The sequence below is a fragment of the Buttiauxella noackiae genome (assembly GCF_000737905.1).
Classification (GTDB): Bacteria; Pseudomonadota; Gammaproteobacteria; order Enterobacterales; family Enterobacteriaceae; genus Buttiauxella; species Buttiauxella noackiae.
On the sequence record NZ_JPRU01000001.1, the window covers coordinates 1,737,114 to 1,749,531 of the forward strand.

The window sequence follows — 12,418 nt, forward strand, 5'->3', positions numbered from 1 at the left end:
AAATTCTCCGTCTATCAGGAAGCCAGTTGCTTATCAGCAATCAACTGGCGCAAACGTTTTTTGTCCACTTTGCCCACCGCAGTCAGCGGCAGGTTTTCAACGATTTCAATGCGATCCGGCAGTTTGAAGTCGGCAATGCCGAGTTCACGCAAGTAACGGCGAATTTCCACCGCGCGGAACGGGCGTTGACCTACGATAAACGCGCAGCTTTTCTCGCCCAGCAGACTGTCTTCCATCGAAACTAAGGCGGCATGAACAATCTCTTCATGGCGCAGCAGCAGGTTTTCGATCTCTTCTGCGGCGATCTTCTCCCCGCCGCGGTTGATCTGATCTTTCTCGCGTCCTTGAACGGTGATGTAACCGTCTTCGGCAATCGAAATGAGATCGCCGGAGCAGTAAAAACCGTTGGCATCAAAGGCGCTGGCGTTGTGTTCCGGGCTGCGGTAATAGCCACGGAAGGTGTACGGTCCGCGCGTCATCAGACGGCCCACTTCGCCGTGCGGTAATGGGTTGCCGTTGGCATCAGCCACCCACACTTCGTCGTCCGGGCACATCGGTTTGCCCTGGGTTTTGAAGATGTGTTCGTTGTCGTCGTCAAGGCGGGTGTAGTTCACCAGCCCCTCAGCCATGCCGAAAACTTGCTGTAGCTGGCAGCCAATTTCTGCCGGAATACGAGCGGCCAGCGCTTCGCTCAACCGTGCGCCGCCCACCTGCAACAGCGTCAGCGACTCAAGGGATTTATTGCTGCCCCACTCACCAATTGCCTGTAACCACAGGCTGACGGCAGGCGGCACCAGCGCGGTGACGTTAATCTGGTGGCGTTCAATCAGCGGGAAGCAGAGCGTAGCACTCGGGTCGTTTGCCAGTACCACGCGCCCGCCACCGTAAAATACGCCGAGCGAACCAGGTGAACTCAGCGCGTAGTTGTGCGCCGCAGGGATCGCGCACAGAAAGCGTGTATTCGCATCAAAACGGCAAATTTCTACGCTGCGACGAATGCTGTAGTAGTAATCGTTATGGGTACGTGGGATCAGTTTCGGCGTGCCAGTGCTGCCGCCGGAAAGCTGGAAAAAGGCCACTTCATCGGGCGCGCTCGGCGTGGCGACAAAGTTCTCTTCCTGCTCGTTGATGAACGCGCTCAGCGAACGCTCGCGATCGTTTTCGTTGAGCAAAACCGCCATGCGTAGCGACGGGTTCTGTTGGCAGAGCGCATCCAGGAAATCGTCGTGAGCGAACAAATTATGTTTGCGGTCGGCAATCAGTACCGCCGGTTCGATTTGCTTCGCGTACGCTTCCATTTCAGTACGTTGGTGGCTGAAGAGCGCGTTAACCGGCGCAACGCCAATTTTCAGCAGTGCAAACAGCGTGATGTAAAGTTCCGCCACGTTACCAAGCTGGACCAACGCGGTTTCACCACCGCTCAGGCCACGGCGCTGTAACGCGCAGGCCAGCCGCGTAGCGGCCAGTTCGAGTTCGCGATAGCTGTAATGGCGCTCGCCATCAATCAGCGCAATCGCATCATTTTTTGCCTGACGGGTGAGGATGTCGGTCAGCGGCAGATCCGCCCAGTAACCTTTTTCGCGGTAGCGAGCGGCCAGTTCATCCGGCCAGCGCGTGAATTGAATCGCCATTTATTTCAGTCCAAATACGTTGAGCATGGTGGAAAGTTTGACGCCGGTTTCGCGCCATTCCGATTCAGGAGAGGAAGCAGGGACAATGCCCGCGCCTGCGAATAGACGCACTTGATTGCCGCCTACCCGGGCACAGCGAATCGTCACCACCCACTCACCGTTACCGTCTGCGTCACACCAGCCGACGATGCCGCCAAACAGTTCGCGGTCAAACGGCTCCAGTTCGGCAATTAATTTTTGTGCCACATCGTGTGGGAAACCACTCAGCGCAGGCGTTGGGTGCAGCAAGCAGGCCAGCGAAAGTGCGTTGTGTTGATGGCCTTCAACCTGACCATAAATTGGTGTCGCCAGGTGCCATAAGGTCGGTGTGGTGATCAATTCCGGCGTATCGGAAAGCGTTAAATGTTGGCTATACGGCTGTAAAACATCGCGCATTGCCTGGGTCACCAGACCGTGTTCATGGCGGTCTTTGCTTGAGCGCAGCAGTTGCGCACCAATTTCGCTGTCGCGCGGAATATTTTCTTTATCGCGACGCGCCGAACCTGCCAGCGGCAAGGAGCTGAAATTCTTGCCCGATTTGCGTAGCAGCAATTCCGGGCTGGCGCCCACCAGCGAGCTGCCATCCGGTAACGGCACATGGAAGTTGTAACTGGTTGGATTCTGGCTAATCAGGCGATTGAGTAGCACGTCGAGATCGACGGGCGCGTCCGTTTTAATATCAATCAGGCGCGAAAGCACCACTTTGTCGATATCCGGCTGCGATGTCCTGACCGCGGCGTGAGCCACCATCTCCATAAATTTGTCTTGTTCAGGAATGGCTTTACGAGCGGCAATGTTTAGCGGTTTTGCTGTTCTGCTTTGGCTGGCATCAGTCTGACGCTCGGCGCGAGAAAACGTCTGCCAGCTTTGCGGGATAAACAACGCTGAAGGTTGGCTCGGATCGAATGGAATTGCGCCGACGACAACAGGTTTCTCGATGCCGTGCTTTTTGGCGTTTTCAAATGCTTCACGCAGCTGTTTTTGCAGATTCCCGTGGGGGTTTGCACCATCAAGCGCCGCGCAGTCCAGCCGCGTAAAGCAGCCGCTGGTCGAAAAACTGCGATAAGGCGACATAAAGAAAAAACTATTCGCACAAGGTGTTAGCTGTTTTTCTTGTGGCTGCGGCACCAGTAACGTTTCCATCCGTCCTCCGTAAAAACATGACAAAAGATATTAATAATGATTATCATTTGCTTTTCTGGGTCGTAACCTAAAGAGAAAAGACAGCAGTGTCAATAGCTGCTCAGTCTAGTCGGACGGCGCTAACGCTTATTCGGCCAACGCAAAACCGTTTTGTAGGGTGGATAATCGCCTGCGCCATCCACCGTAATAGTTAAATTTCAACAGGAAGTTATTGAGTGAAAATCAGATTCTCCGCAGTTATCGTTTTATGCCTGAGCAGCTTTGCCCACGCTTCAGAGTGGCCGCGCACTATCACCGACAGCCACGGTCCCCATACCTTTGAGCAGGCACCGCAGCGAATTGTCTCAACCAGCGTGACACTCACCGGTTCACTATTGGCAATTGATGCCCCGGTAGTGGCAAGCGGCGCTACGACGCCTGGCAACCGCATGGCTGACTCGCAAGGTTTTCTACGCCAGTGGGGAGATGTTGCGAAAGAACGTAACGTTCAGCGTTTATATATTGGCGAAGCCAGTGCGGAAGCCGTCGCCGCACAAATGCCTGATTTGATTTTGATTAGTGCCACCGGTGGTGATTCTGCCCTCGCCCTTTATGAGCAGCTCTCGGCAATTGCACCGACGCTGGTTATCAATTACGACGATAAAAGTTGGCAGCAATTGCTCACTCAACTCGGCGAAATTACCGGTCACGAAAAACAAGCTGCCGAAAGAATTTCAAGCTTTGATAAGCAGCTAAGTGAAGCCAGAATGCACATGAAGTTGCCGCCGCAACCGGTCACAGCGATGGTTTACACGCCAGCATCCCGTTCAGCGAATATTTGGACGTTAGATTCGGCACAGGGAAAATTACTTGTGCAACTTGGTTTTACCTTATCGCCAATTCCCGCGGCTATTCATACCAGCCAGAGCATGGGTAAACGTCACGACATCGTGCAGCTTGGCGGTGAAAACCTTGCTACAGGTCTGAATGGCGAGAGTCTGTTCCTGTTCGCAAGCGATGACAAAGACGCCACTGCACTGGCAAATAATCCGCTTCTTTCGCATCTGCCAGCCGTGCAGGAAAAACACGTTTACGCGCTGGGAACCGAGACTTTCCGTCTGGATTATTACAGTGCCACGCAGATTCTGGAGCGGATGAGTCAGTTGTTTGCCAGCAAGTGATTGATTCATTTAGTGTCGGAGTCGCGCATGCAACATCCGACACTACCGCAATTTACGCCGGGGCGGTTTGTTGGTAACGACGAAGCTGCACCAACACAATCGCCAGCACAACGCCGCATAGTGTCAATGCAAAACCACCTGAACTCGCCGCCGCAACGGGCGTCATCACCACCGTCATGCCACCTAAAATCGCAGCACCTATCGCATCACCCGTCACGTTCTGCGCCGTCCATAAACCATTGATGCGCCCTAACATACCGTCCGGTGTAAGTGTCTGAATTAGCGTGTATTGCAACAAAGAGCTAATCGCACTGAGATAGCCAAACAGTGCCAGGCAAGCCAGACCAAGCCCCCAAACCGGCATCAGGCTGAAAACGCCAATCGAGATAAACGACACTATCCCCGTCATGAGCATGATCATGCCCGGACTCGCGTGATGGGCAATACGCCCACTGGTCAACGCACCAATCGCGGCCCCCAACGGAACGGCGGCGTACATCAGGCCGATTTGCGCGGCACTCATTTGCCAGTGACCCGCCAGCGCCGGATACAACACCCGCACCGCGCTCGCCATAGTCAACAACGCGCCAACTAACGCAATGCCGCCAATAACCGGGTGACCGACCAGAAAACGTAAGCCATTCCACAGCGACAACAACGGATTTTCGCGCGCCTGAGCAGGTGGTGCCAGTTTCGGTAAACTCAGCAGCGGCAGCAAAGTGATAAAGGTGCCGACGGACGCCAGCGCATAATTCCAGACCACGCCGCCTGATGCCAGCAGCAGCCCGCCAATCATCGGTGAAATCACCGAACCCAGGCGCACGGTGAGCATGGTAATCGCACTGGCCTGCATCAGATTTTCACGCCCCACCAGCGCAGGTGTTGCGGCTAAAAGTGCAGTTACGCCTAGTGCGCCAAAGAACCCATCCCACACGCCAAGCAGATAAATTGCCGCAAGCGACGGTTCGGGTAACGCGGCGTTAATCGTCAGGCCAATAAAGCCCACGCCACAGGTAGAACGAGCCAGCAAAATCAGGCGGCGACGCTCGTGGCGATCTGCCAGCACGCCCCCCATCATCAGGCCGATAAACATCGCCGAACCGGTCAGCGTCACCGCGAGCCCCACTTGCAAGGAGGAGCCTGTCAGCATCTGGATTTGTACCGGCACCGCGACACCCAACAACCCCAACGACACAATGGAGATAAAACGGGCAAGGAAGACGGCACGAAAAGCGGGATGGGTCTTGAGTAAACTGAGATTAAGCAGCAAAGAATTGCGGTTCATTACATGGCCTTAAAGCGAATTTTTCTTTCCGGGTGCGAGGCGGCTCATGCTAACATAAACAAATAAGAGTGATAATGATAATAACTATCATTTAATTTTACGCGATTTTTGTAGGGCTACGAAGTGAAGGATATACAACGTATGTCACGCTGGTTCATCCTGCTGAGTTTATTGTTTTTACTCGTTTTAATGGCAATACTCAGTTTGTTATTAGGTGCCAAATCCCTCCCCGCTGAAGTCGTTATCAATGCACTCAGCGGTCAATGCCAAAGTGCAGATTGCACTATCGTGCTCGACGCCCGCCTCCCCCGCACACTAGCCGGTATTCTTGCGGGTGGCGCGCTGGGCCTTGCCGGCGCATTGATGCAAACGTTGACTCGAAATCCCCTCGCGGACCCAGGCCTACTTGGGGTTAATGCCGGAGCCAGTTTTGCCATTGTATTAGGCGCTGCGGTCTGGAGTCTTACCTCTCCTCTGGCACTCCTTGGGCTTGCCTTTTCAGGCGCACTGTTCGCAGCCCTTCTGGTGGCATTTACCGGAAGCCAGGGCGGTGGGCAGCTCAGCCCGGTGCGGTTAACACTTGCGGGCGTCGCGCTCGGCGCGGTGCTCGAGGGTTTAAGCAACGGCATCGCGCTACTCAACCCGGTAGTTTATGACCAGTTGCGTTTCTGGCAGGCCGGAACGCTTGATATCCGTACACTATCAACCTTGAAAGTGATTGTGCTGCCGGTGCTTGCAGGCTGTGCGATTTCCCTGTTTATCAGCCGCTCTCTTAATAGCCTGAGCATGGGTACTGACACCGCAACCGCACTCGGCAGCAAAGTGGCACGTACTCAGTTGCTGGGTCTGGTCGCTATAACGCTACTATGCGGGAGTGCTACAGCCGCCGTTGGCCCTATCGCTTTTATTGGGTTGATGATGCCGCATCTGGCACGTTGGCTGGTGGGAGCCGATCACCGTTGGTCGCTCCCCGTGACTCTCATTGCCACTCCAACTCTATTGCTGTTTGCCGATATTATTGGCCGCATGCTGGTTCCTGGCGAGCTACGCGTTTCAGTGGTGAGCGCGTTTATTGGCGCACCGATGCTTATCTACTTAGTGCGCCGCAGCCGCAAAGGAGCAGGATTATGAACCGCCTTTCTCCTCGCCTGGTCACCATCAGCCTGATTTTATTGCTACTCAGTATCACTCTGGGGATATGGAGCCTGGGAAGTGGCGTATTACCGCTTTCGGTAAGCCAGGTGGTTGACGCGCTACTTGGTTCCGCACCGCGTAATATCTCACTGGTGGTGGTCGAATGGCGCTTGCCACGCGTTGTCATGGCACTACTGATTGGCGCGGCTTTGGGCGTGAGTGGTGCCATCTTCCAGTCGCTGATGCGCAATCCGCTCGGCAGCCCGGATGTGATGGGGTTTAACACCGGTGCGTGGAGTGGCGTATTGGTGGCTATGGTGTTGTTCGGTCAGCATCAAACCGCGATTGCCACCTCTGCCATGGTTGGCGGTATTTTGACTGCGCTGGTGGTCTGGTTGCTCGCCTGGCGCAATGGTATCGAAACTTTCCGCTTAATAATCATCGGCATTGGCGTGCGGGCTATGCTGGTGGCGTTCAATACCTGGCTGCTGCTACATGCCTCGCTTGAAACTGCCATTTCCGCTGGACTCTGGAACGCCGGTTCCCTGAACGGTTTAACCTGGGGGAAAATCTTCCCGGCGGCTCCTTTAATGTTACTGGCACTGGTTGCTGGAACATTGTTAGTACGCCGCATGCGGTTGCTGGAGATGGGCGATGACAGCGCCTGTGCACTTGGCGTTTCGGTTGAACGCTCGCGCCTGTTGTTAATGCTAACTGGCGTGATACTGACTGCCGCAGCCACCGCATTAGCCGGGCCGATTTCATTTATCGCACTTGTCGCACCACATATCGCTCGTCGTTTAAGCGGCACCTCACGCTGGGGTTTGCTGCAATCTGCATTATGCGGCGCCACGCTATTGCTCGCAGCAGACCTGTGCGCTCAACATCTGTTTATGCCATATCAATTACCGGTCGGCGTGGTCACGGTAAGCCTCGGCGGTATTTATCTTATTGCGTTGTTGATTCAGGAGTCCCGTAAGAAATGAGCCAGATTTCCACTCCATCGCGCCTGCACGGCGAACAGCTACGGCTTGGATATGGCAATCATGTGGTGGCCGACGGCCTGACCGTTGCCATTCCTGACGGGAAATTTACCGCGATTATCGGCCCCAACGGCTGCGGGAAATCCACTTTGCTGCGCACGCTAAGCCGCCTGATGAAACCGATGCAAGGCCAGGTCTGGCTGGATGGCAATGAAATCCACCGTTTTGCGACCAAAGAAGTGGCACGGCGTGTGGGTTTGCTGGCGCAAAATTCCACGGCACCGGGCGATATTAGTGTAGCGGAACTGGTGGCGCGCGGTCGCTACCCGCACCAACCGATGTTTTCGCGCTGGCGGGAAGAGGACAGCCAGGCAGTCGAACGAGCATTAAAAGCGACAAATATTGAAGATTTAGCCGATCAGCCAGTGGATACGCTTTCTGGTGGCCAGCGGCAGCGCGCATGGATTGCAATGGTGCTCGCGCAGGAAACATCAATTTTGCTGCTTGATGAGCCGACCACCTGGCTTGATATCAGCCATCAAATTGATTTACTGGAATTACTGCGCGATCTCAATCAAAAGCAAGGTTTTACCCTTGCCGCAGTGCTGCACGATTTGAACCAGGCCTGCCGTTACGCCACACATTTAATCGCCTTGCGTGATGGGAAGATTGTGGCCGAAGGTGCACCAACTGAGATTGTCACCCCCGAACTTATCGAAGCGATTTATGGCCTGCGTTGCATGATTATTGAAGACCCGGTGGCGCATACACCGCTGGTGGTGCCGCTCGGGCGAGGGTAAAACCTCAAAGAAACAGTGGATGGCGCTGCGCTTATCCCCCCTACGAAAGCACTGTGTAGGTCGGATAAGCGCAGCGCCATCCGACACTTACGCCAAAACCCGCTGCAAAACAGGCCCTATTTCCACAAAAGCATTTGGGGAAATAATATCGACGTGGGCGCAGTCCAGGCGGAATACCTCAAGTTCGCCAATCCACGGAGCCCAGGTTTGTTGCGGATCCATCCCCGCAGGTAACGTTCGCTCGGCAACAAATAGCGTGGCTTTACCCGCAAATGGCACGCTTTGCGCCGTGGTGAGCAGGCGCACCGCATCGCCGTAGTTGCCTTCGATAGCCTGGAATAAAGCATCCGACGTTTGCCCCTGCTGTGCGGCGACAAAAGCCGCACGTTCGCGGTTGATTTCATCAAGCACAGCCGGATCGAGTTCGTTAGCACCCTTTTGCGCCCAGTTTTGCGTTTCTGGCGGCCAGGTATCTAACAACCCTAAGAACGCTACCTTTTCACCTGCAGCTTCAAGACGCGCCGCAATACCTTGCGCCAGCGTACCGCCTAACGAATATCCCATCAGATAATACGGGCCATGCGGTTGAAGTTGACGCAGGGTTTGCAGGTGCGTTTCACAAACCTGCGCCAGGTTTTCAGCCTCCTGCATCGGGCCGTTCGGGCGCGGAGACTGAATGCCGGTTATCGACCAACGTGGGTCGAGATAGCGCTGCAACACACTAAATTGCCAGGCAAAGCCAGACGCCGGGTGGAAGCAATAAAGCGTTGGTCCAGTGCTTTTACGCAGCGGCAGCACGGCTTCAAACCCTGCACGATTCGCTTCCTCTTCACCGTATTCTTGCGCCAGAGTTTCAGCGAGCTGGCCGACCGTCGACGCCACCATTATTTGGCCGACGGTAACAGGCCTTTCAAGCGCGCGGCGTAATTGGGCGGCGAGACGCATCGCCAGTAATGAATGGCCACCGAGAGCAAAGAAATCGTCTTCTATCGAGCGAATTTCGCAGCCCAGCAAATGGGCAAAAGCATCAGCAATAGTGATTTCTAATGAAGATTCCGGTGCGCGTCCTGTGCCACGTAACGCCAGTTCCGGCAACGGCAGTGCTTTTCTGTCCAGCTTGCCGTTCGCGCTCAATGGGAAATCATCAAGCTGAATGAGCGCGACCGGCACCATGTGCGCCGGGAGCACGTCGCTCAATTGTTCACGTAGCGTGTCGACGGGCAAAACCTCGCCCGAAGCCGAGACCAGATAGCCCACCAGCTGACGGGCATCACCACCGCTTGCGGCGTCTTTATTGAGCACGCAGGCGTGCGTCACTGCCTGCGCAACACCCGGCAGCGCCTGCAAAGCGCGGTCAATGTCGCCCAATTCAATGCGTTGGCCACGAATTTTTAGCTGATCGTCACTGCGTCCAAGATATTCCACCGCGCCGTTTTCGAGCCAACGCGCCACGTCGCCAGTGCGATACATTCGCTCGCCAGCAGCAAAAGGATCGGCAACAAAGCGGCTGGCAGTAAGATCCGGCCGGGATAAATAGCCCTGCGCCAACTGGATCCCGGTAAGGTAAAGATCGCCTGCGATCCCGACAGGAACCGGCCGCATTGCTGAATCGAGAATCCGCAGCCCGGTGTTCCACACCGGCCAGCCAATCGGCACGCTACTGCCGGAAACCTGTGCTAATTCCTCACCAAATGCCGGATACCAACTCACGTCAACGGCGGCCTCGGTTGGACCATAAAGGTTGTGCAACGGTGCCTGGGTAAGCTGTTCCCACTGGCGGCAAAGCTCTGTTGGCAATGCTTCGCCGCTACAGAATACGCGTTTCAACGTCGCGCATTTCGCCACCGCTTCGGCATCAGTTAGCGCCGCAACAAACGCCGCCAGCATCGACGGAACAAAGTGCGTAGTGGTCACACGGTAACGGGAAAATAAATTCTGTAATGCTTCCGGATCGCGATGTGCCTCTGGTGGGGCCATCACCAGTTGTGCGCCCACAATATAAGGCCAGAAGAACTCCCAAACCGACACATCAAAACTGCATGGCGTTTTCTGCAACACCACGTCGTCACCGCTTAACGGATAGTGGTTTTGCATCCACAACAGACGATTAACGATGGCCTGCTGCCCTACCATCACCCCTTTCGGGCGACCTGTGGAACCGGATGTGAAAATCACATACGCGGTATGTTCCGGGCGCGAAAGATTATCGGTTTCTGGCTTATTCACCGCAGCCAACACGCTTTGATAGCAGAAGGTTTTCAGACCATTAACAGCACTAAAACGTGGTAACTGCTCTTGTGAAGTGAGCAATAAACGCGGCGCGGCATCTTCGAGCATCATATGAAGGCGCTCATCGGGATAGCCGGTATCCAGCGGCAGCCAGGCTGCGCCCACTTCAACAATCGCTTGTAGCGCCAGTGATAAAAACACCGAACGAGGAAGTGCCACGGCAACCACATCACCCGGTTTTACACCGCGTAACAGAAGCTCACTCGCCAATGCCTGAACCTGTTCACGCATCTCGCGATAACTGAACTGGTGGTTTTCGTCCGCCAGTGCCGGAGCATCTGGTGTGCGCAGCGCTTGCTTCGCAATCAGCTGGCTTAATGTTGTCGCAGGGACAGGAGTTTGCGTGGCATTTACGCTTTCCAGCAGTTCAATTTCAGACTGATGCAGCAATTGGGCATCCACGCATCGTAATGCAGGATTGGTCGCAAACTGGCGCAATAGAAGCGGCAAACGCGCAATATGCTGCTGCAAAGTTTGCGCATTGTAACGCTCGGCATTCGCCAGCATTTCAAGGGAGAAGTCACCTTGTTCGCTGATGTATAGCGCAATTTCCAGGTCTCGCACCGGGCCGGAAGCCAGTTGATGCGTGATGCCTTCGATACCATTGAAATCGAGGCGGTAATCGAACATTTTCAGGTTTAGTACTGGGCCATACAGCGGTTCGCCATTTGCGATCAGCCCCAAATCGCGCTGGATTTGTTCAGCATCGTAACGCTGGTAACGGCGTAAACCTTTCAGTTCTTTGGCAAGGTTTGTCGCAAGGCTGGCAAGGGTGTAGTCGGATTCAATACGCACACCAAACGGCAATACATTCAGCACCGGGCCGGTGGCACAAAGTGCGGCGGAACCCATGCGGCGCATAAAGATAAAACCGGCGGAATACTCATTGCGACCACTTAAACGCCCGAGCCACAACGCCACCAGCCCTAACGCCATATCGGCGGCTGTCAGGTTTTGCAGGCGAGCGTTTTCAACCAGTGCATGAAAATCAGCAGACTCAAAACGTAACGTCTGACGAATCAGTTTTGTGGTCACCCCTTGCCCGGTAAGCGGTTTGGTTGACAAAGTGGCCGGCGGTGGCAACTGTTTAGCTTTGCTTATCCAGAAGGCAGAATCACGCTGCCAGGCATCCGTTTTGCGGTAATGCTCGTATTCTTCAACTACTTCGCTAAACGGAGTAAATGGCGTGGGTTCAGGCACCTGGTTTTGGCACAAATCGCTATAAATATTGGCAATACGGCGGGTAATAGCGGTGAAACTAAAGCCATCGACCACTAAATGATGAAAACGTTGATACCAGAACCAGCGTGTATCTGAGATACGCAGCAGTTGATGATGGTAAAGCGGCTTGCCGCTGGCAATGCGCAAATCCCCTTCGAGATCGTCGCGCATTATCGCTTGTGCGGCAGCGATCGGATCGATTTGGTTGCGCAGATCAACACAGTGAGGCGCAACAAACGAGGCATCAGGATCGACCCACTGGCGCGCTTCGCCGTCCACTTCGCTAAAGCGCATGCAAAGGGTATCGGCCTCTTTCATTCCTGCCACTATCGCCTGGCACAATAACGCTTCGTTGAGTTCTCCATTTAGCTCAACATAGTGTGCCACGCTCCACATGTTGGAGTGTTGTGACAGCTGATCTGCCATCCAGATTCCGGGCTGTGCTGCCACAAGCGGCATGGTTTTGATCTGTTGTTCCCGTGCTGGAGTCATCATGAATTCACTCACCACTCACCTCTTCTTTTGCAAAGGAAGCGGGTTGAAGACTGCCCCAGTTGGCGAGCAGCCAGCGGTTACATTCATCGTTTGATGCGGGTTCACAAACCACCTGCCAGCCATCGGGTAAAGCACAATGCTCCGGCCATAAACTTAACTGTTGCTGCGCATTTTTAAGGATAAAAAAATGGCCCTGCAACGAGTCGAAAGGGTTACTGAATTCCATAGTTCACTCCAA

9 protein-coding genes are annotated in these 12,418 nt (G+C 54.6%); 4 read left to right on the forward strand and 5 right to left on the reverse strand.

Features of this window, described 5'->3' with window-relative positions; genetic code table 11:
* Positions 1-14: 14 nt before the first annotated feature.
* Both IX31_RS07950 and entC read right to left on the reverse strand, forming a co-directional pair.
* A complete protein-coding gene (locus tag IX31_RS07950; protein WP_034456876.1) occupies positions 15-1,631 on the reverse strand; it encodes a (2,3-dihydroxybenzoyl)adenylate synthase in 1,617 nt (538 codons plus the stop codon).
* Positions 1,632-2,813, reverse strand: coding sequence for an isochorismate synthase EntC (entC, locus tag IX31_RS07955; protein ID WP_034456877.1), 1,182 nt, complete (start codon positions 2,811-2,813; stop codon positions 1,632-1,634).
* A gap of 215 nt (positions 2,814-3,028) precedes the next feature.
* Between entC and fepB the strand changes: the two genes are divergently transcribed.
* Positions 3,029-3,973: a Fe2+-enterobactin ABC transporter substrate-binding protein gene (gene fepB / locus IX31_RS07960; RefSeq protein WP_034456879.1), complete on the forward strand. Its 945-nt coding sequence runs from the start codon at positions 3,029-3,031 to the stop codon at positions 3,971-3,973.
* Between the two features lie 52 nt (positions 3,974-4,025).
* On the opposite strand, the gene entS is transcribed toward fepB, so the two are convergent.
* Positions 4,026-5,258 (reverse strand): enterobactin transporter EntS, encoded by a 1,233-nt coding sequence (gene entS / locus IX31_RS07965; RefSeq protein ID WP_034456880.1) that lies wholly within the window; start codon positions 5,256-5,258, stop codon positions 4,026-4,028.
* A 141-nt stretch (positions 5,259-5,399) separates the two neighbouring features.
* Here entS and fepD point away from each other — a divergent pair, with 141 nt between their 5' ends.
* Genes fepD through fepC form a run of 3 tightly spaced genes read left to right on the forward strand, consistent with a single transcriptional unit; the run spans position 5,400 to position 8,175 of the window.
* Positions 5,400-6,389, forward strand: coding sequence for a Fe(3+)-siderophore ABC transporter permease (gene fepD, locus IX31_RS07970; protein ID WP_034456881.1), 990 nt, complete (start codon positions 5,400-5,402; stop codon positions 6,387-6,389).
* Complete coding sequence (fepG, locus tag IX31_RS07975) at positions 6,386-7,378, forward strand: iron-enterobactin ABC transporter permease (RefSeq protein ID WP_034456882.1); 993 nt, start codon at positions 6,386-6,388, stop codon at positions 7,376-7,378. The genes fepD and fepG overlap by 4 nt, the downstream gene beginning before the upstream one ends.
* Positions 7,375-8,175: an iron-enterobactin ABC transporter ATP-binding protein gene (gene fepC / locus IX31_RS07980; protein ID WP_034456883.1), complete on the forward strand. Its 801-nt coding sequence runs from the start codon at positions 7,375-7,377 to the stop codon at positions 8,173-8,175. The genes fepG and fepC overlap by 4 nt, the downstream gene beginning before the upstream one ends.
* A gap of 87 nt (positions 8,176-8,262) precedes the next feature.
* On the opposite strand, the gene IX31_RS07985 is transcribed toward fepC, so the two are convergent.
* Together IX31_RS07985 and IX31_RS07990 are read right to left on the reverse strand one after the other, a co-directional pair.
* Positions 8,263-12,177, reverse strand: coding sequence for an enterobactin synthase subunit F (locus IX31_RS07985; protein ID WP_034457255.1), 3,915 nt, complete (start codon positions 12,175-12,177; stop codon positions 8,263-8,265).
* 7 nt (positions 12,178-12,184) lie between these two features.
* A complete protein-coding gene (locus IX31_RS07990) occupies positions 12,185-12,406 on the reverse strand; it encodes an MbtH family protein (RefSeq protein WP_034456884.1) in 222 nt (73 codons plus the stop codon).
* Between the last annotated feature and the right edge of the window lie 12 nt (positions 12,407-12,418).

Bases quoted from the DNA above. Each gene is read 5' to 3' on its own strand.
- entC (WP_034456877.1), bottom strand. From the start codon at position 2,813: ATGGAAACGTTACTGGTGCCGCAGCCACAAGAAAAACAGCTAACACCT.
- fepC (WP_034456883.1), top strand. From the start codon at position 7,375: ATGAGCCAGATTTCCACTCCATCGCGCCTGCACGGCGAACAGCTACGG.
- IX31_RS07950 (WP_034456876.1), bottom strand. From the start codon at position 1,631: ATGGCGATTCAATTCACGCGCTGGCCGGATGAACTGGCCGCTCGCTAC.
- IX31_RS07990 (WP_034456884.1), bottom strand. From the start codon at position 12,406: ATGGAATTCAGTAACCCTTTCGACTCGTTGCAGGGCCATTTTTTTATC.
- fepG (WP_034456882.1), top strand. From the start codon at position 6,386: ATGAACCGCCTTTCTCCTCGCCTGGTCACCATCAGCCTGATTTTATTG.
- IX31_RS07985 (WP_034457255.1), bottom strand. From the start codon at position 12,177: ATGACTCCAGCACGGGAACAACAGATCAAAACCATGCCGCTTGTGGCA.
- fepD (WP_034456881.1), top strand. From the start codon at position 5,400: ATGTCACGCTGGTTCATCCTGCTGAGTTTATTGTTTTTACTCGTTTTA.
- entS (WP_034456880.1), bottom strand. From the start codon at position 5,258: ATGAACCGCAATTCTTTGCTGCTTAATCTCAGTTTACTCAAGACCCAT.